Source organism: Stenotrophomonas sp. STEN033, assembly GCF_056856655.1.
The window spans coordinates 1-20,661 of sequence record NZ_JBXFWM010000054.1; the positions used below are offsets into that span (position 1 = coordinate 1).

Consider the following 20,661-nt stretch of genomic DNA (forward strand, 5'->3'; position numbering starts at 1 on the left):
TCCGTCGTCGGCAGCGTCAGATGTGTATAAGAGACAGTCACTAACCCTATGGTCTAATAGGATCTTCGCGGCAACGGCGATTCAATCGCGGTTCGTTGGTCGGAATGATTGAATATTGGTAATACCGATATTCGCGACCACCGCCACGCCACCTGCGGGTGGGCCGCCTTTCGCCTTTGACGAGAATCTGCATGCAGCCCTGGGAACAACTGTACGACCCCGCTGGCAACCTCTGGCTGTCCAGCCTGATCGCGCTGTTGCCGATCGCTTTCTTCTTCGTTGCGCTGGCGGTGCTGCGCATGAAGGGCTGGCTGGCCGGCACCATCACCGTCGCCATCGCGCTGGCAGTGGCGCTGCTGTTCTATCGCATGCCCGTTTCGCAGGCTTTGGGTGCAGCCGGGTTCGGCTTCCTGTACGGGCTGTGGCCGATTGCCTGGATCATCATCGGCGCAGTGTTCCTGTACAAGGTATCGGTCAAGACCGGGCAGTTCGCGATCATCCGCGCGTCGATCCTGTCGGTGACCGAAGACCAGCGCCTGCAGATGCTGATGGTCGGCTTCGCCTTCGGCGCCTTCCTCGAAGGTGCCGCAGGATTTGGCGCACCGGTGGCGATCACCGCCGCGTTGCTGGTCGGGCTGGGCTTCAAGCCGCTGTATGCCGCCGGCCTGTGTCTTATCGTCAACACTGCGCCGGTAGCTTTCGGTGCGATGGGTATCCCCATCATCGTCGCCGGCCAGGTCACCGGCCTGGATGCGTTCGAGATCGGGCAGATGGCCGGCCGCCAGCTGCCGTTCCTGACCATCATCGTGCTGTTCTGGATCATGGCCATCATGGATGGCTGGCGCGGCATCAAGGAAACCTGGCCGGCGGTGCTGGTTGCCGGTGGCTCCTTCGCCATCGCGCAGTACCTGACCTCCAACTTCATCGGTCCGGAGCTGCCGGACATCACCGCCTCGCTGGCATCGCTGGTGTGCCTGACGCTGTTCCTGCGCCGTTGGCAGCCCAAGCGCATCTTCCGCTTCGAGACCGACGCCAGCGCCGAGGCGGCCGCGCAGGCATCGGCTGCACCGCGTTACAGCGCCGGCCAGATCGCCAAGGCGTGGTCGCCATTCCTGATCCTCACCGCGATGGTGACGCTGTGGAGCATCAAGCCGTTCAAGGCCTTGTTCGCCGCCGGTGGCCCGCTGGAAAGCTGGGTGTTGAAGCTGCCGGTACCGGGCCTGGACCAGCTGGTGCAGAAGATGCCGCCGATCGTCAACGCGCCCACCGCCTACGAGGCCGTGTACAAGTTTGATGCCATCTCGGCCACCGGCACTGCGATCATGCTGGCCGCGGTGATCGCCATCCTCTACCTGCGCATGCCGGTACGTGCGGCGGTGCGCACCTTCGCTGAGACCGTCAATGAACTGAAGATGCCGATCTATTCCATCGGCATGGTGCTGGCCTTCGCCTTCATCGCCAACTACTCCGGCTTGTCGGCAACATTGGCCTTGGCGCTTGCGCATACCGGCAAGGCATTCACGTTCTTCTCGCCGTTCCTGGGCTGGTTGGGCGTGTTCCTGACCGGCTCGGATACTTCGTCCAATGCCTTGTTCTCGGCCTTGCAGGCGACTACCGCGCAGCAGATCGGTGTGTCCGAGGTGTTGCTGGTTGCGGCCAATACCACCGGCGGCGTCACCGGCAAGATGATCTCGCCGCAGTCCATCGCCATTGCCTGTGCGGCGGTGGGCCTGGCCGGCAAGGAATCGGACCTGTTCCGCTTCACCGTCAAGCACAGCCTGATCTTCACGGTAATGGTCGGTCTGATCACTACCGCGCAGGCCTATTGGCTGACCTGGATGATTCCCTGAGCCATGGCCGCGCGCATCCGCCAACGCCGGGCAGCTTCGGGCCACAATGTCGGCATGAGTACGCAGCGTATTTCCGACAAGGTGGCCGCGCAGCTGCGCGTGCTGGTGGACGAACAACAACTGCAGCCGGGTGACCGGCTGCCTTCCGAGCGCGCACTGGCGGTGCAGCTCGGGGTCTCGCGCACGGCGCTGCGCGAGGCGATTGCCCAGCTTGGCAGCCAGGGCCTGCTGGTGGCGCGGGTTGGCGGTGGCACCTATGTGGCCGAGCCGGCAGCACGTGCGCGGCAGGCGTTGGATGAGCCGCTGGTGCCTTACCTGCCGTTGTTCCAGGGCGATCCGGAATACCGTTTCGACGTGCTGGAGATCCGCCACGCGCTGGAAGGCGCCACCGCCTGGCATGCGGCGCTACGGGCTACCGATGAGGACCGCGCACGCATCGCGCAGGCCTTCCAGACCATGATGGACGCGCATGGCAAGGACGATCCGGGCGGCGAAGCGCGCGCCGATGCCGCCTTCCACCTGTCCATCGCCGAGGCCTCGCACAATCTGGTGCTGTTGCAGGTGATGCGTGGCCTGTTCGAGCTGCTGCAGACCAACATCTCGCAGAGCCGCGAAAAGCTTTACACCGCATCGACGACGTTTTCCCCCTTGTCCGACCAGCACCGCGAAATGATGGATGCGGTATTGGCCGGCGATCCAGAGCGTGCGCGTGTCGCAGCGCATACCCATCTTGAGTTCGTGCACACGACCCTGCGCACGCTCGATGAAGACGAGGCGCGGCGTGCCCGCGCTTCGCGGCTTCCTTCCCCCCACGGTTGACCCATGATCATCTCCGCCTCCACCGATTACCGTGCGGCCGCGAAGCGTCGTCTGCCGCCGTTCCTGTTCCACTACATCGATGGCGGCGCGTATGCCGAACACACGCTCAAACGCAATGTTTCCGACCTGTCCGACATCGCGCTGCGCCAGCGCATCCTGCGCGACATGTCCGAGCTCAGCCTGGAAACCGAGCTGTTCGGCGAGAAGCTGGCAATGCCGGTTGCGCTGGCACCGGTCGGCCTGACCGGCATGTATGCACGTCGCGGTGAAGTGCAGGCGGCGCGTGCCGCGGACAGCCGCGGCATTCCGTTCACGTTGTCGACGGTGTCGGTATGCCCGATCGAAGAGGTGGCGCCGGCGATCAAACGACCGATGTGGTTCCAGCTGTATGTATTGCGCGACCGCGGCTTCATGCGCAACGCGCTGGAGCGCGCGCAGGCTGCCGGCGTCACCACGCTGGTGTTCACCGTCGACATGCCGGTGCCGGGCGCGCGCTACCGCGACGCCCATTCGGGCATGAGTGGCCCGAATGCCGGCATCCGCCGCATCGGCCAGGCGATGACGCATCCACGCTGGGCCTGGGACGTAGGCCTGTTCGGCCGTCCGCATGATCTTGGCAACATCTCCGCCTATCGCGGCAGCCCGACCGGGCTGGAGGATTACATCGGTTGGCTGGGCAACAACTTCGACCCGTCGATTTCGTGGAAGGACCTGGAGTGGATTCGCGAATTCTGGAAAGGGCCGATGGTGATCAAGGGCATCCTGGACCCGGATGATGCACGCGATGCAGTGCGCTTTGGCGCCGATGGCATCGTGGTGTCCAATCATGGCGGTCGCCAGCTCGATGGCGTGTTGTCCACCGCACGCGCCTTGCCGGCGATTGCAGACGCGGTGCAGGGCGATCTGAAGATTCTTGCCGACTCCGGTATCCGCACCGGTCTGGATGTGGTGCGCATGCTCGCACTCGGTGCTGACAGCGTGCTGCTCGGTCGTGCCTTCGTCTACGCACTTGCTGCGCAGGGCGAGACCGGCGTGGCCAACCTGCTGGACCTGATCGCCAAGGAAATGCGTGTGGCGATGACGCTGACCGGCGCACGTCGCATTGCCGACATCGGCCGCGATTCGCTGGTCAACCTGGCATGAGTGCGAACGAAGCACTGTTGGCACAGCTGCGCAGCGCCGTTGGTGACGCCCATGTGCTGACTGGCGACAAGGCAACACGTCGCTTCCGCAAGGGTTACCGCTTCGGTGACGGTGCTGTGCTGGCCGTGGTGCGCCCAGGGACCTTGCTGGAGATGTGGCGCGCTCTGCAGGCAGCCGTGCAGGGCGGGGCGGCGATCATCCTGCAGGCGGCCAATACCGGCTTGACCGGGGGCTCGACGCCGGACGGCAATGACTACGGGCGGCCGATCGTGCTGATCAGTACGCTGCGCCTGACCGGCGTGCAGTTGCTCGATGAAGGGCGGCAGGTGCTGTGCCTGCCCGGCGCTACCTTGGACCGACTCGAACAGACGCTGGCACCGCTTGGGCGCGAGCCGCATTCGGTGATTGGTTCTTCGTGCATCGGCGCCTCGGTGCTGGGCGGTGTCTGCAACAACTCCGGTGGCTCGCTGGTGCGGCGCGGTCCGGCCTATACCGAGATGGCGCTGTATGCGCAGGTGGATGGGGCCGGCCAGTTGCAGTTGGTCAATCACCTGGGTATCGCGCTGGGCGACAGCCCGGAGGAAATTCTGCAGCGCTTGCAGGCTGGCGATTACCAGCCTGGCGATGTGCGCAACGATGGTGACCGCGCCGGCTCCGATCCCCGCTATGCCGAGCAGGTGCGGCAAGTGGATGCGACAACGCCGGCGCGCTTCAACGCCGACCCCAGCCGTCATTACGAAGCCGCGGGTTCGGCTGGCAAGCTAGCTGTATTCGCGGTGCGCCTGGATACCTTCGCCAAGGAAGCGGCCGAGGTGTTCTATATCGGCAGCAACAGCACCGAAAGCCTCACCGCGATTCGCCGCCAGCTGCTGACCGGCTTCGAGCGCCTGCCGATCTCCGGCGAGTACATCCACCGCGTCGCCTATGACATTGGCGAGCGCTACGGCAAGGACACCTTCCTGCTGATCGACAAGCTCGGCACCGCGCGGGTACCGGCGGCATTCGCGTTGAAAAGCCGGGTCGATGGTTGGTTCGAACGTTTGGGGCTGCGCGGAGTCACCGATCACGCGCTGCAGCTGCTGACCGGACTGTTGCCATCGCATCTTCCCAAGCGCATGGGCGAGTTCCGCCAGCGCTATGAGCACCACTTGCTGGTCAAGGTTTCCGCACAGGATGCGGCGGCGACCGAGCAGTGGTTGCGCGGCTTCTTCGCCGGGCATGAAGGCGGCTACTTCCACTGCACGCCGGACGAAGGGCGCAAGGCCTTCCTGCACCGGTTCGCAGTGGCTGGCGCGGCGGTGCGTTACCGCGAAGTGCATCGTGCGCAGGTACAGGACATCGTCGCACTGGACATCGCCCTGCGCCGCGACGACCGCGATTGGTTCGAGCAGCTGCCGGCCGAGTTGGATGCGCGCTTGCTGCACAAACTCTATTACGGCCACTTCCTGTGCCATGTATTCCACCAGGACTACATCGCCCGCAAGGGCGAAGACCCGATGGCGATCGAGCATGCGATGTGGAAGCTGCTGGATGAGCGCGGCGCCGAGTACCCGGCCGAGCACAATGTCGGCCACCTGTATCCGGCCAAGCCGGCGCTGGCGCAGTTCTACCAGCAGCTGGACCCGAGCAATACCTTCAACCCGGGCATCGGCCAGACCAGCAAGCAGCCGGGTTGGAAGGGCTGTGGTTGCTGAGGTGCGAAGCACCTGCCATTGCTTTTGCTAAAGCCCCTCTCCCGCTTGCGGGAGAGGGGTTGGGGTGAGGGGAAGCTTCTAGCTGGAAAATCACGATCAATAGCTAAAGCCCAAAGCCCCCTCATCCGCCCCTGCGGGGCACCTCGCTCCGCGCCCCAGCCCCGCGTAGCACGCGGGGCGTACGAACAGTCACGAGCCTTTGGCTCGTAAGCGCTTGTTCTTAACCCCGCAGGCGGGAGAAGGGATGTGCTTCGATGCTTGTTCAAAGCACTGCGGCACTGCAGATGCTGAATTAATACGTTTTAAATATTAATCCGTACACAGCAGGTTATGGATCGACTCGATCCGCAGGTTCAAGCTTGCCGCATCTCCAATAAACCGGCCTGCCGTTACAGGCCAGGAAGCAATGCAACGCGAACCCGGCAAAACGCCAGCCTGCAACCAATCGCTGGCCCCGATCACTCCGCCGAACACGGCAGCTGAACTCCCGCACATCCGCCAGGGCACGCCCGAGTTTCGGCGTGCGGTGCTGGCCTTGTTCATGGCCGGCTTTGCCACCTTTGGTGTGCTGTACTGCGTGCAGCCGCTGCTGCCGGGCTTCAGCAGCCACTTCGGCATCAGCGCCGGCGGCAGTGCCTTGGCCTTGTCGGTAAGCACCGGCGTGTTGGCGGTATCGATGCTGGTGGCGGGCACGGTCTCCGACCGCATTGGCAGGCGCCCGGTGATGGTGGCTTCGCTGCTGGCTTCCGCCTTGCTGACGCTGGGCACCGCGCTGACCGATGACTGGAACACCTTGCTGCTGCTGCGTACCCTGCTCGGCCTGAGCCTCAGTGGCGTGCCAGCGGTTGCGATGACCTGGCTGGTCGAGGAAATGGACAGCCGCTCGCTGGGGCTGGCGATGGGCCTGTATATAGGCGGCAATGCGGTCGGCGGCATGAGCGGTCGCTTGATTGCCGGCGTGGTGGCCGATCATTGGGGTTGGCGCGCCGGTATCGCCGCGGTCGGCCTGATTGCGTTGTTGGCGAGCGTGGCGCTGTGGACACAGCTGCCGGCATCGCGCCATTTCCGTGCCAAGCGTGCCGAGCCGGCGCAACTGCCGGCACGTTTCGCCGGCTTGTTCCGCGATGCCGCGCTGCCCTGGTTGTTTGCCTGCGGCTTCCTGCTGCTGGGCGTGTTCGTGACGCTCTACAACTATCTGGGTTACCACCTGCTGGCGCCGCCTTATGGCCTGAGCCAGACCGTGGTGGGGCTGATCTTCACCGTGTATCTGGTCGGTAGCGTCAGCTCGGCGTGGATGGGGCAGTTGGCCAATCGCCTGGGGCGCGGGCCGGTGCTGGCCCTCTCGTTCGGCCTGGTGCTGTTGGGCGCGTTATTGCTGGCACTGCCGTGGCTGCTGGCGATGGCCGTGGGCATCGCCTTGGTGACGTTTGGATTTTTCGGTGGTCATTCGGTGGCCAGCAGCTGGGTGGGCGTGCGCGCCGGTGGGCTGCGTGCCGAGGCGTCGGCGCTGTATCTGTTCTCGTATTACCTGGGCTCCAGCGTGCTGGGCGCGCTGGGTGGCGTGTTCTATACGCACTGGGGCTGGGCGGGTGTGTGCGGTTTCTGTCTGGTGCTGACCTTGGCCGGTGTGGGTGTGGCCTGGCGGTTGTGGCGGCGGCTGGAGCAGGGGGCGGGTCTGGTGTTGGTTGAGGTGAAGGGCTGAGAGCTAGAAGCAAGAAGCAAGAAGCAAGAAGCAAGAAGCAAGAAGCAAGAAGCAAGAAGCAAGAAGCAAGAAGCAAGAAGCACCCCTCCCCAACCCTCCCCTTGCCTACGGCAAAGGGAGGGGGCTGAGCTTTGCCCCCTCCCTTGCGCATAGCGCAGGGGAGGGTTGGGGAGGGGTGCTTTGGCTTTGGCTTTGGCCTTTGTTCTTGCCTCTACTTCCACCCTGCCAGTTACCCAGCTACCCCCTGCCGCAACAACGCAATGAATTGCCGCAACAACGGCGTCACCGCTTCACGCCGCCGCGCCAGCTGGATCTCCGACGCCGCGCCACGGTCTGCCAGTGCGACAAAGCACGCGCCCTCCACCTGGATGTGGCTGCAGGAGGCGGGCAGCACGCAGACGCCCAGCCCGGCCGCGACCAGACTGATCAAGGTCGATGACTCGCCGGCTTCCTGCACGATGCGCGGGCTGAAACCGGCGTTGCGGCACAGGGTGATCACATGGTCGTGGATGCCTGCACCCGAGTCGCGTGAGAAGCCGACAAACGGGTCGAGTGCGAATTGCTTCAGCGACAGGCGCGCGCTCGCGGGGTCCTTGCCACGCAGCGCCGGGTGGCTGGCATGTACCACCAGCGCCAGTGGGTCATCAAACAGATGCTGTGCCACCAGTTCGTCCGGCAGCACGCGCTTGCGGATGATGCCTACGTCCAGTTCGTCGGCAAGCAGGGCCTCGATCTGGCGCAGGCTGTTCATCTCGCGCAGCTGCATCTGCACCTGCGGGTGCTGCTGGCGGTAGCTGAAGATCGCGCGCGGTATCTGCGGCGACAGCGGTGTGGCGCGGGTCAGGCCGATACGCAGTTCGCCGCTCTCGCCACGTTGCGCACGCTGTACCGTGTCCACCGCCTTGTCCACGCGCTGCAGGATGTCGCGCGCCTGGTCCAGCAACACCTCGCCAGCGGGCGTGAGTTGCACGCGGCGGTGACTGCGTACGAACAACTGCGCGCCAAGCAGGTTCTCCAGTTGCCGGATCTGTTGGCTGAGCGGCGGTTGCGACATGCCCAGGCGCTCGGCGGCACGGCCGAAGTGCAGGGTGTCGGCGACGGCCAGGAAATAGCGCAGGTGGCGGAGTTCCAGGGACATCGCGGCAGTCTAGGCTGCGAAGGCCTTACCGACCAACCATCAGTTCGTCATCCCCGCGTAGGTGGGGATCGCTCCATGCGGGGGGTGAGGGGGCCAGGGCAAAGGCCAGAGCCGGGCAGAAGCGGGAGCGATGACCCAACATACGTTGGTTGAAAGCCCCGCCTGTGCGGGAATGACGGCTCAAGGGCAAAACCAAAAAACCTAACGCTCCGAATGCCCGGTATCGTCGTACTGCCGCGGCGCAAACAGGTCCGGCTGGATCAGCTCCACAAACGCGCGGGCCTGCGGCGACAACACCTTGCCGCGGCGCACCACCACGCCATAGCTGCGCGAGGGGAAGTAATCGCTCATCGCCCGCGTCGCCAGCTTGTCGCGATCGCTGTCGTTCAGGCACAGGGCAGTGACGATGCTGATGCCCATGCCCATTGCCACGTATTGCTTGATCACCTCCCAGCCGCCTACTTCCAGCGCCACCGTATACGGCACGCGGTGTTGCTGGAACACCAGGTCAACCAGCCGCCAGGTGATCTGCCGGCGCGGCGGCAGGATCAGCGGCCACGGCGACAGGTCTTCCAGCGTCAGGTTCTTTTTCTTCGCCAGCGGGTGGTCGGGCGGCGTGATCAGCACCTGCTCGAAACGGTAGACCGGTGCGTAGCTGAGGTCGGCGGGCACATCCATCATCGAGCCGATGGCCAGGTCGGCGGCGTCGCTGCGCAGCAGGTCGGTGCCGTCGGCACTGATCGCGTTGTGCAGGGTCAGGCGCACATCCGGGTGCTGTTGGCGGAAGTTTTCGACGATCTTGGGCAGGAGATACAGGATGGTTGACGAATTTGCGGCGATATTGAGCTCGCCGGCATCCAGCCCGCTGACCTTCTCGCGGAATCGCGGCAGCAGCCCGTCCAGGCTTTCGACCAGCGGCTGGGCCATGTCGTACAGCAGCTGACCCTCGCGGGTAGGCACCAGTCGGCGCCCGCTGCGCTCGAACAGCACTACCCCCAGTTCCCGTTCCAGCGCCTGCAGCTGCAGGCTCACCGCCGGTTGGCTGACAAAAAGCGCTTCCGAGGCACGCGAAACCGAGCCCAGACGCACCGTCTGCAGGAACGCCCGCAGCGGCTTGAGCCGATCAGACTTGTAGGAAAAACGCGGGGTTACGGGCGTCTTGGTTGGCATGACGATATCAGTATTAGCACAATTTATAGATAACATTGCAAAAACTGTTTTGTTAAATACCTCCCTGCGGCGGCACGTTGGAGTCCCCGACATACGCAGGTACCTCCGATGTCCGCCGTCGCCCACGCAGTCGTTGCCCAGCAGTCCGCCCGCCCGACCCCGGGTATCACCCTGACCACCCAGCTGGCCGGCCAGTCCGCGCTGCTGCCGGCCGGCGTGCTGGGCCTGCTCGTATCGCTGCACCGGGCGGTCGAGCCGGGCCGGCAGGCACGCTTGGCGGCCCGCCGCGAGCGCCAGGCCTTCTTCGACCAGGGCGGCCTGCCGGATTTCCGCGCCGATACCCGCGCCATCCGCGAGGAGGACTGGCGCGTGGCGCCGATCCCGGCCGCGCTGCAGGACCGCCGCGTCGAGATCACCGGGCCCACCGACCCGAAGATGGTCATCAATGCGCTGAACTCCGGCGCCAAGGTGTTCATGGCCGACTTCGAGGATTCGACCTCGCCGACCTGGCGCAATGTGCTGGCCGGCCAGCAGACGATGAAGGCGGCGGTGCGCGGTGACCTGGATTTCACTGCGCCGGCCACCGCCAAGGGGCCGGGCAAGCACTACACGCTGCGTCCGTTCGACGAGCAGGCAGTGCTGATCGTGCGCCCGCGTGGCTGGCACCTGGACGAGAAGCACGTGCTGATCGACGGCCAGCCGATTGCCGGCGGCCTGTTCGATGCGGCGCTGTTTGCCTTCCACAACGCGCAGACACTGATGGACAAGGACCGCGGCCCCTACTTCTACCTGCCCAAGCTGCAGTCGATGGAAGAGGCGGCGCTGTGGGAGACCGCGCTGTCGCACATCGAGGGCATGCTGGGCCTGCCGCAGGGGCAGATCAAGGTCACCGTGCTGATCGAGACGCTGCCGGCGGTGTTCGAGATGGACGAGATCTTGTACGTGCTGCGCGACCGCATCGTCGGCCTGAACTGCGGTCGCTGGGATTACATTTTTTCCTATCTGAAGACCTTCCGCCGTCACCGCGACAAGGTGCTGCCCGAGCGCGGCCAGGTGACCATGACCCAGCCGTTCCTGAAGGCCTATTCGGAACTGCTGATCAAGACCTGCCATCGCCGTGGCGCACATGCGATGGGCGGCATGGCCGCGCAGATCCCGATCAACCACGACGCCGCTGCCAACGAGCAGGCGATGGCGCGGGTGCGCGCCGACAAGCTGCGCGAAGTCACCGCCGGCCACGACGGCACCTGGGTGGCACACCCGGCGCTGATCCCGGTGGCGCGTGCCATCTTCGACGAGCACATGTCCGGCCCCAACCAGCACCACGTGCTGCGCCGTGACGTGCAGGCCAGCCGCGATGAACTGATCGCCCCATGCAGCGGCACCGTCACCCGTGCCGGCTTCGAGAACAACGTCGAAGTCTGCGTGCGTTATCTGGCCGCCTGGCTGGACGGCAACGGCTGCGTGCCCATCCACAACCTGATGGAAGACGCGGCCACCGCCGAAATCAGCCGCAGCCAGATCTGGCAGTGGCTGCATGCCGGCAACCAGCATCTGGATGACGGCACCGCGATCGACCTCGCGCTGCTGGACAGCACCCTGCGCGCGCTGCCGGCGCGCCTCGGCGACACCTCCGCACTGCCCGGTGGCGGCCGCATCACCCAGGCCATCGGCCTGCTCGACCAGCTCAGCCGCGCCGACACCCTGGCCGAGTTCCTGACCCTGCCGGCTTACCGGCAGATCGATTGACCCGACTTCCCCCTACGTACGCATTCGACTTGAGGACGACACGATGAGCACCTACCAGCAACAGATCGACGCCCTGCAGCAGGACTGGGATACCAACCCGCGTTGGAAGGGGCTGAAGCGCAGCTACAGCGCCGCCGACGTGGTGCGCCTGCGCGGCAGCGTGCAGCCGGAGTACACCCTGGCCAAGCGCGGCGCCGAGCGCCTGTGGGAACTGGTCAATGGCAGCGCGAAGAAGGGCTACGTCAACGCCTTCGGTGCGATCAGCGCCGGCCAGGCCATGCAGCAGGCCAAGGCCGGGCTGGAAGCGGTGTACCTGTCCGGCTGGCAGGTGGCTGCCGACGGCAATACTTCCGAAACCATGTACCCGGACCAGTCGCTGTACGCCTACGACTCGGTGCCGACCATGGTCCGCCGCATCAACAACACCTTCCAGCGCGCCGATGAGATCCAGTGGAAGAACATCTTCGACGGCAAGGTGAAGGCCGAGGACGCGATCGACTTCTTCCTGCCGATCGTTGCTGATGGCGAGGCCGGCTTCGGCGGCGTGTTGAATGCCTATGAGCTGATGAAGAACATGATCGTCGCCGGCGCCGCCGCGGTGCATTTCGAGGACCAGCTGGCGGCGGTGAAGAAGTGCGGCCACATGGGCGGCAAGGTGCTGGTACCGACCCAGGAGGCGATCCAGAAGTTGTCCGCCGCGCGCCTGGCCGCCGACGTGCTGGGCGTGCCGACCATCGTGCTGGCGCGCACCGATGCCGAGGCCGCCAACCTGCTGACCAGCGATTTCGATCCCAACGACGCCCCGTTCGTCACCGGCGAGCGCACCGCCGAGGGCTTCTACCGGGTCAAAAACGGCCTGGAGCAGGCGATCAGTCGCGGCGTGGCCTATGCCCCGCATGCCGACCTGGTGTGGTGCGAGACCGGCACCCCCGACCTGGGCTTCGCCCGCGAGTTCGCCCAGGCCGTGCACGCCGCCAGCCCCGGCAAGCTGCTGTCCTACAACTGTTCGCCTTCCTTCAATTGGAAGAAGAACCTGGACGACAAGACCATCGCCAAGTTCCAGGACGAGCTGGCCGCGCTGGGCTACAAGTACCAGTTCATCACCCTGGCCGGCATCCACATCAACTGGTTCAACACCTTCAAGTTCGCCCACGACTACGCGCGGGGCGAGGGCATGCGCCACTACGTGGAGCAGGTGCAGGAGCCGGAGTTCGCCGCCCGCGAGCAGGGCTACACCTTTGTCTCGCACCAGCAGGAAGTGGGCGCCGGTTACTTCGACGATGTGACCACGGTGATCCAGGGCGGCGCCTCCAGCGTCACCGCCCTGACCGGGTCAACCGAGGAAGAGCAGTTCCAGACTGAAAAGGCCGCCTGAGGGCGCTGATGAGGTCGTTTCAAAGGGGCTCTTACGAGCCCCTTCTTTTTTTTGGCGTCGCCTGGCGTCAAATGGTGTAGGGGGTCACAAAACCGTTTATTTTGATGATAGGCTCGCGAGATTACTCGTCTGAGATGGGCGAGCAGTCCATGAGGCAGGGAATGAGCGGCATGGGAACAGGGGGTTTGGCACTGGAGTCTGAACTTTCCGTCGCTGCGTCGACGGGAGGGGCGGTGCTGCGTGCGCAATTGTCCCCGGTAGAGTTCGCATTGTTTGCCCAGTACGGCGTTCGCCGCACCCTGCATGCCGACCAGGTCCTGTTCCGCCGTGGCGACCTGGGCAGCTCGATGTTCATCATCGTCAGCGGCACCATCAGCCTGGATTTCGGTGCCGGCCTGGCGCCCAAGCCCATGGGCAGCAACGATTTCTTTGGCGAACTTGGCCTATTGATCGAGCGCCATCCCCGTTCCTGTGATGCGCGCGCCAACTGCGACAGCGTGCTGCTGGAAATCACCCATGCCAACTTCCATCGGTTGATCGACCAGGACCCGGCGATGGTGGTGTTCTTCCTGCGTCGTACCTTGTCGCGGGTGGTCTCCAGCGAGCAGCGCCTGATCGCCCAGCTCAGCCGCCGCAACAATGAACTGGAAACCGCGCTGGGCAATCTGTACAGCGCCAACCACGAGCTGCACCACACCCGCGAACTGGTCTACAACGATGACCTGACCGGGCTCAGCAACCGTCGTGCGCTCACGGCCTACCTGCAGAAATCGCATCGTTCCGGTCAGCGTCCGAAGGGGCTGCTGCTGCTGGACTGCGATGACTTCAAGGGGCTGAACGACTCTTACGGGCATCTTGCCGGTGACCATGCCCTGCAGTGCTTCGGCCGTATCCTCGCCTCGGTGGCGGGCAAGGACGATATCGCCTGCCGTCTGGGTGGCGATGAGTTCTGCGTGCTGTTGATGGATGCGGACGCCGAAAGCCTGCCGCGCACCGCCGAGTTCGTGCTGGAGGCGGTGCGCCATCTGATCGCCTATCCGGGGGCGACGATTGGCGCCTGCTCGCTGAGCATCGGCATGGTGTTGATCAACGAAGATCACCACTGGAACGACTCCTATTCCCGCGCCGACCGGGCGTTGTACGAAGCAAAGCGCGAAGGCGGCAATCGCGCGCAGTGGTGCCGGGAATAGTCCGGTGTGCATGGATTGCCCGGCATAGATCATGACCAGCGCGACTGCCCCGCTCTCATCCGATCGCCAGCTCAAGACGCTGGTGCTGACCGATCTTTGCGATTCGGTGGCGCTGACGGCGCGGATCGGTGATGCCGCCGCCGCTGAGTTGTTCCGCACGCTGGACGTACGCGCGCTGCAACTGCTGCAGCGCTGGAAAGGGCGGTTGATCGACCGTTCCGATGGCATGTTCCTGCTGTTCGATGTGCCTACCCAAGGCCTGGGGTTTGCATTGGACTACCTGGATGCGCTGGCCGAGATCGGCAAAGAGCGCAAGTTGCCGTTGCAGGCGCGGATCGGCATCCATGTAGGCGACGTGCTGTTCTGGCGCAACGATGACGATGCGGTGGCCGCCGGCGCCAAGCCGCTGGAGGTGGAGGGTGTGGCCAAGCCCACCGCAGCCCGGCTGATGGCGTTGGCGCGTCCGAATCAGATCCTGTTGTCTGCGGTAGCGGAAGCGCTGCTGCGCGCCGGCCAACGCGAGCTGGGCGAGCGCGGTGCGAACCTGCAATGGAAGTCGCACGGGCGCTGGTACTTCAAGGGCTTGCCGACACCGCAGGAAGTGTTTGAGGTAGGCGCAGCGGGCAGCGCGCCATTGCGCATGCCACCCCGCTCCAACAAGGCGTGGCGACGACTGCCGCTATGGCGGCGGCCGGCAGCACTGGTTGCCGAGTTGTTGCTGGTGGTTGCTGTGGGTGCAGTCGCGTGGGTATTGGTGCGGCCCGAGCCAGCCATTGCGTTTGCCGAGCGGGATTGGGTGGTGATTGGGGACGTTAACAATCTGACCGACAACCAGCTCCTGGGTGACGGTTTGAATCGTGCGTTTCGCATCGGCTTGGAGCAATCGCGCTATGTGAACATCCTGAGTGAGCTCAAGGCGCGCGATACCTTGACCCGGATGCTGTTGCCCGAAGGGAGCGCGATTGATCGAGTGACGGCATCCGGTATTGCGGTGCGTGAGGGCGCGCGTGCAGTGCTGATACCTGTGGTGCGCGAGTCGAGTGGAAAGTTGCAGGTATCGGTGGACGTGGTTGAACCCGAGTCCGGCAGGGTTGTTTATACGGTGCATTCCAGTGGTATTGGAACCTCCACGGTGTTGCAATCGATCGATGATGTCATCGGGCAACTACGTGGTCGGCTGGGCGAGGCACTTGCCGACGTGGAAAAGTCCTCGGCTCCGCTGCCCAAAGTGGCTACGGCCAATCTTGACGCACTGCATGCTTATGCTGCCGCGCAAGCCGCCTATGCAAGCGGCGAGGCAGAAAAGTCAATTCAGTATTTTGACGTGGCGACGCGCGTCGATGGTGGCTTTGCCATGGCACGTCTTGGCAAGATGCGCGCGCTGGTCAACCTCGGTAGATACGAAGATGCGCGCAAGGAGCTTGAGGCGGCGACGGAGTTTCGTAGCCGGTTGACGACGCGTGAGGCGCTCTATATGGATGCATGGAGCGCTGACCTGCTTTCGGGGAGTGGTAGTGAGGCGTTCCAGGCATGGGCAGTGCTGGCTGAGCTGTATCCAGATCATCAGGGTGCCAATGTCAACGCCGCGGCTGCGGCACTTTTGCTGGGGCGCTATACCGAAGCTGCGAAGTTCGCCTCCAGGGCAGATATTCCTCAAAGTGGACAGCGGGGTGGCGTTCTGCGGTTGTTGGGCCGAATCCGTTTGGCACAGGACCAGATCGATCCGGCGCTGCTGCTGCTGCGCGACCCGGATGCGCTTCCTGCTTCTGGCATGAGTCGCTATCTGGTGACCGCGATGGCGGCCAGCGGAGACAAAAGTGGCGCGCACGAGATGCTGCGGTTGCTCCCACCTGGGGATCCTGGGCTCAAGTTGGATGCGGCTGCACTGGCGTTGGATCAAGGACGGAATACAGATGCGTTGGCCGTTTCGGAAGCGGCAGCGGCTGCTTGTCCAGAATCGTCATTCATGTGCGATTTCATGCATGTTGCCGATTTGGTTACCAAGGCTGCTGCAGGCAGTTGTGCCTCAAACCGGGAAGTGGGACGGATACTTGATCGCCTCGCGCACGGACCTGGTGAGATGGATGTCGGAGATGCTGCTGGACGGCGCTTTCTTGCTGGTGCCGCAATTTACGCGGCCCAGCGGATGGGCAGCGGCATCAATGTCACGGAGAGGCTGCCACCGCTGAAGCGGGCTGCCCGAGAGTCCAATGATTTGTCAGCGCTTCGAATGATTGACCTGGTCGAAATCAATCAGCTGAGGATGTCGGGTGACGCGGCAGGGGCTGTCGCGCGCCTTCAGCCCTTGGTCAACGGCGAAGAGTTGTTCCAGGTGCACAGTTTGCTGGCTCAGGCATATGCCGATGCAGGAGACAAGGACGGGCAACAGCGTGAAGCATCCTGGATGCAAAAACATCGCGGGCGCGCTTATGCCGAGTGGATCGGATCGGCGCCACTGCAGGCCTTGAATGTCAGGGACAGTCTTGGAACGCCGTTGGCTGCTGGGTGCCTGCGACCAACGGCGGGGAAATCAGATCTGCGGTGATTTCGGCTCTGCCGCAAACATGTAGGGCTGGTAGAACAGCCCGCGCTCGGTTAGCTCCGATGCAATAAGAGTTTTTGTCGAAGCAAGCTTTTCCGCTGACGCCAGGCGGCCAGGTACTTTGCACAGCTTTCCGGCTTCGGCAGCCTCGGCGCTGACCTTGAGCAGCGCGGTTGCAGGATCCTGTTCGAACTGCAAACGAAAACCTTCGTCGTTGATCAACAAGTCCAGGAGCTTGATCGCGTCGAGGTGTGAGAGCGGACTCTTTTCATTGGAAGTCATGGAGCGACCTTGGTTGATGGTGAGATAACAAAGAAGGACGATAGCGGGCTTGCATTCACAATGGATTGGTAGCGGCAGGCCGGACGCCAACTTTAGGCGGAACCCGGGCAGTCGAGTCAAATAAGCTTGTTGTCCATGTTCGTGCGCATATCACGCGTTGTCAGTGGCTGATCCATGTGAGTGGAACGATTTGGCGATCCATCCAGGGCAAAAGGAGTTAAAAATGAGCATACATCCGGTCGTGATTGAAAAGTCCCCGCTTAGCTTGACGGACGCGAGGAAGCTGATGGATCTGTTGACCTCAGATGAGGGCTTTCGCGATGTTTTCCAGCGTTGCCCGTCGGAAGCCATGCTGCGGATAAGTCCAGAGGCTGCAGCCGCAGCAAGCCGGTGTTCAATGCCGGGAAAACTCGCCTCCATTGAAGTACTTTTCTGTACCAGAGAGCGCGTTATTGACTCTTTGACGTCAAACAGTATTTTTTCGATCGCGTTCTGCTTCGTTGGTACGGCGCTTGAACGAAACGTTGCAGCTGCTGCCTGACTTAGGGCAGCGACACCATGGGTGTATCCGGATGTTGTTTGCTCTGTCGCTATAGCTGCCGGAATGCTGCGTTCTCCACCAGGCTTGGAGTTGGCGAACGGAGATGCTCCGATTGCTGAAGTTGTGCAAGACGCAAGAAGCAGAAGAAGGTATCCAATGAAGTATCGTCGTTGTCATGCCGTTGCTGTCCTTCCGGAAGAGCAGACAGTGTTCTCATTGGAGTCACTGATATCCGGAGGTGATGGTATCGAGTACGAGCGTCGTATCCGCGTCTATTCTGCGCATCTGGATACGATATTCACCTTGGAGCTGCCAGCGTGCATGCTGCTGCTTGAGAGCAGTGCCGAGGAATGGGCGCCAATGCCGGAAGATCCAGAGCGCGGTGCACTGGTAGCGCACTTGGTTGAACTCGGGTTGATGATGTTGGATGAAGGGCTTGGCGGTCGTGCAGTCGAGTCCGACCGTCGCATCCGCAACAACTACTGGTGGCCGCTATCAGCCATTCATTATCGGCACTCCAGATGGGATGGAATAGATAGTGTCGGTGAGATGGAAAGCAATCAGATGCTTACCGCGCAGGATCTTGTGCGTAAGCTTGGCGCACCGCCGCCGGAGGCGCCGCTCAGACAGCCCGGTGCTGTCGCACTGCCGCGCCTGAGCGATGATGCTGCGTGTATGTTGCCCGTGCAGCGGGTTACCTGTAGGAACTTCGACCGTTCGCGCGCGCTCTCTTTGAGTTCGCTCGCTGAAATGCTGCAGGGCGTACTGATGGCCCAGGCGGTGGTTGAAAGCGGACATGACGCTCGGTTCCTGAAAAAGAATGTTCCTTCAGGTGGGGGGCTACATCCCTTGGAGGCGTACATCATCGCCCGCGATGTCGAAGGGCTGGCGCCAGGAATCTATCACTATCATTCGGTGGCGCATGAGCTGGCGCTTGTACCGGGGCAGCCAGATGACCTGGATGGATTCTCACATCGACTCGTGGCTGGCCAGCATTGGTTTGCAGATGCCCCGGTCATGGTGACGCTCGTTTGCCGATTTCAGCGGAATTTCTGGAAGTACCGCAAGCACATGAAGGCCTATCGGGTGGTTGTGCTGGATGCAGGCCATATCTCGCAGGCAATCTACACGGCAGCTACTGCGCGGGGGCTTGGTGCGTTTGTAACCGCAGCCGTCAACGAGGTCGAGATGGAAAAGGTGTTGGGCTTGGACCCTATGGACTACGGCGTATTGGCCGTTTGTGGCTTTGGTTGGCGCTCCGCCGAGATGAAGAACGTTGAGTTGGACCCTGCAGGCCGGATCTGGCAGCGGGTGTCCGCCGTTTGATCGTGAGTATCTTGATGCGCTATTGACGGGCAATCAGCCCGCCTCGAAATCTACCAGCACCGCGCCATCGGCGACCTGGTCGCCGGCCTTGGCGCGGAAGCCATGCACGGTGCCGTCACCCGGCGCCTGCAGGGTGTGTTCCATCTTCATCGCTTCCATCACCAGCAGCGGCGTACCGCGGCTGACGGTGGTGCCTGGCTGCACAAGCAGGGTGACGACGCGGCCGGGCATCGGTGCCAGCAGGCTGCCGCCGTGGTCGTTGTTGTTGTCGGCTTCGGCGACCGGGTCGTGGATGTTGAAGCGCTGCTGTTCGTTGCCGAAGACGTACAGCGTATTGCCTTCGCGGATCGCGTTGCCGCGTTGCAGGCGTTCACTCAGCTGCAGGGCGTAGCCAGTGCTGTCGGCTTTTCCAGTCACGCTGATTGATGCGTCGCCGGCCTGCACGTGCCAGCCGTTGGCGCTGTCGCGCACCTGCAGCTGCTTGCGCTGCTCCAGGTGTTCCAGCGTCACCAAGCGTGCTGCGGGGCCGGTAAGGCGCCAGCTGTCGGCGATAGCCCACGGAGATGCGTCGTTGTCGTGCGGCGTATCGTTGGTTACAGCGAGCACGGCCGCCAGCGCCCAGTCATTGTCACTGGCAGCAACGTGATGGATATCCAGCGCCTCACGCTCGCGATCGATCAAGGCGGTATCGAGGTTGGCGTTACGGAACGAGTCGGTCAGCACCAGTCGACGCAGGAAGGCGGCATTGGTGGTCACACCGACGACCTGGCATTGGCCCAGCGCCTGCTGCATGCGCTGCAAGGCGCTGGCACGGTCCACGTCCCATACGATCAGCTTGGCGATCATCGGATCGTAGTACGGGGTGATTGCATCACCTTGCTCGACACCGGCGTCCACACGCACATTGGCGCTGGGCTGTGGCAGATGCAGATGGCGCAGCGTACCGGTCGAAGGCAGGAAGCTGCGGTCGGCGTCTTCGGCGTATAGCCGTGCCTCGATCGCGTGACCGTGGATCTGCAGTTGCTCCTGTGCCTTCGGCAGCGGCTGACCTGCGGCCACGCGCAGCTGCCACTCGACCAGATCGGTGCCGGTGATCAACTCGGTGACCGGGTGCTCGACCTGCAGGCGGGTGTTCATTTCCATGAAATAGAAGTCGCCATCCGGCCCGGCGATGAACTCCACCGTGCCGGCGCCGACGTAACCGACTGCGCGTGCGGCATCGGTAGCCGCCTTGCCCATTGCGGCGCGACGTTCGGCGGTCATGCCGGGCGCGGGTGCTTCTTCCAACACCTTCTGGTGGCGGCGCTGCACGGAGCAGTCGCGCTCGAACAGATAGACCACGTTGCCGTGACTATCGCCGAATACCTGGATCTCGATATGGCGTGGGCGCTCGACGTACTTCTCCACCAGCACATGTGCATTGCCGAACGACGCCTGCGCCTCACGCTGGCAGCTGGCCAAGGCGGCCTCGAAGTCGGCACTGGCCTCGACCTTGCGCATGCCCTTGCCACCACCGCCGGCGCTGGCCTTGATCAGCACCGGATAGCCGATGGCGTCGGCCTGCGCGCGCAGGAACTCGGACTCCTGCCGCTCGCCGTGATAGCCCGGCGTCAGCGGCACGTTGGCGGTCTGCATCAATGCCTTGGCCGAGCTCTTGTCGCCCATCGCATCGATGGCGCTGGCTGGCGGCCCGATGAAGACGATGCCAGCAGCATCACAGGCACGCGCGAAGCCCGCGTTCTCGGAGAGAAAGCCATAACCCGGATGGATGGCCTGCGCACCGCTGCGCCGCGCAGCATCGAGAATGACCTCGGCGCGCAGATAGCTCTCGGCAGCCGGCGCGGCACCAATATGGATGGCTTCATCGGCCAGGCGTACATGTCGCGCATTGCGATCGGCATCCGAATACACCGCTACGGTAGCGATGCCAAGGCGACGGCAGGTAGCAATAACACGGCAGGCGATTTCACCACGATTGGCGATCAGGATTTTGTTGAACATGGTTTTATCCGTTGAGTGCCGTGGCGGTGGCGTGGCGAAAAGCGGAGGCTAGGGGGCCGGGCTTTGCTCTGGCTTGTGACTTTGATTTTCGGGTCCCCTTCCGTAGCGACGGAGCCGGCGGACAAGACCCCGAAGGGGC

Annotated in this window: 15 protein-coding genes; 11 read left to right on the forward strand and 4 right to left on the reverse strand. The window is 63.4% G+C overall.

Annotation, left to right across the window (positions count from 1 at the left end):
* The first annotated feature begins 191 nt into the window (after positions 1-191).
* The 5 genes from lldP to AC1VXC_RS15870 all read left to right on the forward strand — a co-directional run bounded on the left by lldP (position 192) and on the right by AC1VXC_RS15870 (position 7,208).
* Entirely contained in the window at positions 192-1,850 is a 1,659-nt protein-coding gene (gene lldP / locus AC1VXC_RS15850) for an L-lactate permease (protein ID WP_313494923.1), read from the forward strand.
* A gap of 54 nt (positions 1,851-1,904) precedes the next feature.
* Positions 1,905-2,669 carry a transcriptional regulator LldR gene (gene lldR, locus AC1VXC_RS15855; protein WP_481539069.1) on the forward strand — a complete coding sequence of 255 codons (765 nt, stop codon included), beginning with the start codon at positions 1,905-1,907 and terminating at the stop codon, positions 2,667-2,669.
* Positions 2,670-2,672: 3 nt separating this feature from the next.
* Positions 2,673-3,812, forward strand: coding sequence for an FMN-dependent L-lactate dehydrogenase LldD (gene lldD / locus AC1VXC_RS15860; protein WP_481539068.1), 1,140 nt, complete (start codon positions 2,673-2,675; stop codon positions 3,810-3,812).
* Positions 3,809-5,506: a D-lactate dehydrogenase gene (dld, locus tag AC1VXC_RS15865; RefSeq protein WP_313171284.1), complete on the forward strand. Its 1,698-nt coding sequence runs from the start codon at positions 3,809-3,811 to the stop codon at positions 5,504-5,506. Before lldD ends, dld begins: the two co-directional genes overlap by 4 nt.
* Before the next feature lie 406 nt (positions 5,507-5,912).
* Positions 5,913-7,208 (forward strand): MFS transporter, encoded by a 1,296-nt coding sequence (locus AC1VXC_RS15870; RefSeq protein WP_481539067.1) that lies wholly within the window; start codon positions 5,913-5,915, stop codon positions 7,206-7,208.
* A gap of 229 nt (positions 7,209-7,437) precedes the next feature.
* Here the strand turns inward: AC1VXC_RS15870 and AC1VXC_RS15875 are convergent, their stop codons facing one another.
* A complete protein-coding gene (locus AC1VXC_RS15875; RefSeq protein ID WP_481539066.1) occupies positions 7,438-8,346 on the reverse strand; it encodes a LysR substrate-binding domain-containing protein in 909 nt (302 codons plus the stop codon).
* A gap of 201 nt (positions 8,347-8,547) precedes the next feature.
* Complete coding sequence (locus AC1VXC_RS15880) at positions 8,548-9,516, reverse strand: LysR family transcriptional regulator (RefSeq protein WP_313171279.1); 969 nt, start codon at positions 9,514-9,516, stop codon at positions 8,548-8,550.
* Positions 9,517-9,624: 108 nt separating this feature from the next.
* On the opposite strand from AC1VXC_RS15880, the gene aceB reads away from it, so the two are divergent.
* From aceB to AC1VXC_RS15900, 4 genes are all read left to right on the forward strand, one after another.
* The gene (aceB, locus tag AC1VXC_RS15885; RefSeq protein WP_313494934.1) at positions 9,625-11,265 is read left to right on the forward strand and encodes a malate synthase A; all 1,641 of its coding nucleotides are present in this window, start codon (positions 9,625-9,627) and stop codon (positions 11,263-11,265) included.
* A 43-nt stretch (positions 11,266-11,308) separates the two neighbouring features.
* Positions 11,309-12,640: an isocitrate lyase gene (aceA, locus tag AC1VXC_RS15890; protein WP_482995064.1), complete on the forward strand. Its 1,332-nt coding sequence runs from the start codon at positions 11,309-11,311 to the stop codon at positions 12,638-12,640.
* Positions 12,641-12,810: 170 nt separating this feature from the next.
* Complete coding sequence (locus AC1VXC_RS15895) at positions 12,811-13,830, forward strand: GGDEF domain-containing protein (RefSeq protein WP_313171273.1); 1,020 nt, start codon at positions 12,811-12,813, stop codon at positions 13,828-13,830.
* 31 nt (positions 13,831-13,861) lie between these two features.
* Positions 13,862-16,375 (forward strand): putative peptide modification system cyclase, encoded by a 2,514-nt coding sequence (locus AC1VXC_RS15900; RefSeq protein ID WP_313171271.1) that lies wholly within the window; start codon positions 13,862-13,864, stop codon positions 16,373-16,375.
* Here AC1VXC_RS15900 and AC1VXC_RS15905 read toward each other — a convergent pair.
* Positions 16,361-16,654, reverse strand: coding sequence for an NHLP-related RiPP peptide (locus tag AC1VXC_RS15905; RefSeq protein ID WP_313171270.1), 294 nt, complete (start codon positions 16,652-16,654; stop codon positions 16,361-16,363). The genes AC1VXC_RS15900 and AC1VXC_RS15905 overlap by 15 nt on opposite strands.
* Before the next feature lie 223 nt (positions 16,655-16,877).
* Between AC1VXC_RS15905 and AC1VXC_RS15910 the strand changes: the two genes are divergently transcribed.
* Together AC1VXC_RS15910 and AC1VXC_RS15915 are read left to right on the forward strand one after the other, a co-directional pair.
* Positions 16,878-17,195, forward strand: coding sequence for an NHLP-related RiPP peptide (locus AC1VXC_RS15910; RefSeq protein ID WP_481539064.1), 318 nt, complete (start codon positions 16,878-16,880; stop codon positions 17,193-17,195).
* A 156-nt stretch (positions 17,196-17,351) separates the two neighbouring features.
* Entirely contained in the window at positions 17,352-18,521 is a 1,170-nt protein-coding gene (locus tag AC1VXC_RS15915) for a putative peptide maturation dehydrogenase (RefSeq protein WP_313171267.1), read from the forward strand.
* Between the two features lie 33 nt (positions 18,522-18,554).
* Here AC1VXC_RS15915 and AC1VXC_RS15920 read toward each other — a convergent pair whose 3' ends face one another.
* Entirely contained in the window at positions 18,555-20,522 is a 1,968-nt protein-coding gene (locus tag AC1VXC_RS15920) for an acetyl/propionyl/methylcrotonyl-CoA carboxylase subunit alpha (protein WP_481539063.1), read from the reverse strand.
* Positions 20,523-20,661: the final 139 nt, after the last annotated feature.

Coding starts and splice junctions, on each gene's coding strand:
- lldP (WP_313494923.1), top strand. CDS start 192: ATGCAGCCCTGGGAACAACTGTACGACCCCGCTGGCAACCTCTGGCTG.
- lldR (WP_481539069.1), top strand. CDS start 1,905: ATGAGTACGCAGCGTATTTCCGACAAGGTGGCCGCGCAGCTGCGCGTG.
- lldD (WP_481539068.1), top strand. CDS start 2,673: ATGATCATCTCCGCCTCCACCGATTACCGTGCGGCCGCGAAGCGTCGT.
- dld (WP_313171284.1), top strand. CDS start 3,809: ATGAGTGCGAACGAAGCACTGTTGGCACAGCTGCGCAGCGCCGTTGGT.
- AC1VXC_RS15870 (WP_481539067.1), top strand. CDS start 5,913: ATGCAACGCGAACCCGGCAAAACGCCAGCCTGCAACCAATCGCTGGCC.
- AC1VXC_RS15875 (WP_481539066.1), bottom strand. CDS start 8,346: ATGTCCCTGGAACTCCGCCACCTGCGCTATTTCCTGGCCGTCGCCGAC.
- AC1VXC_RS15880 (WP_313171279.1), bottom strand. CDS start 9,516: ATGCCAACCAAGACGCCCGTAACCCCGCGTTTTTCCTACAAGTCTGAT.
- aceB (WP_313494934.1), top strand. CDS start 9,625: ATGTCCGCCGTCGCCCACGCAGTCGTTGCCCAGCAGTCCGCCCGCCCG.
- aceA (WP_482995064.1), top strand. CDS start 11,309: ATGAGCACCTACCAGCAACAGATCGACGCCCTGCAGCAGGACTGGGAT.
- AC1VXC_RS15895 (WP_313171273.1), top strand. CDS start 12,811: ATGGGAACAGGGGGTTTGGCACTGGAGTCTGAACTTTCCGTCGCTGCG.
- AC1VXC_RS15900 (WP_313171271.1), top strand. CDS start 13,862: ATGACCAGCGCGACTGCCCCGCTCTCATCCGATCGCCAGCTCAAGACG.
- AC1VXC_RS15905 (WP_313171270.1), bottom strand. CDS start 16,654: ATGACTTCCAATGAAAAGAGTCCGCTCTCACACCTCGACGCGATCAAG.
- AC1VXC_RS15910 (WP_481539064.1), top strand. CDS start 16,878: ATGAGCATACATCCGGTCGTGATTGAAAAGTCCCCGCTTAGCTTGACG.
- AC1VXC_RS15915 (WP_313171267.1), top strand. CDS start 17,352: ATGAAGTATCGTCGTTGTCATGCCGTTGCTGTCCTTCCGGAAGAGCAG.
- AC1VXC_RS15920 (WP_481539063.1), bottom strand. CDS start 20,522: ATGTTCAACAAAATCCTGATCGCCAATCGTGGTGAAATCGCCTGCCGT.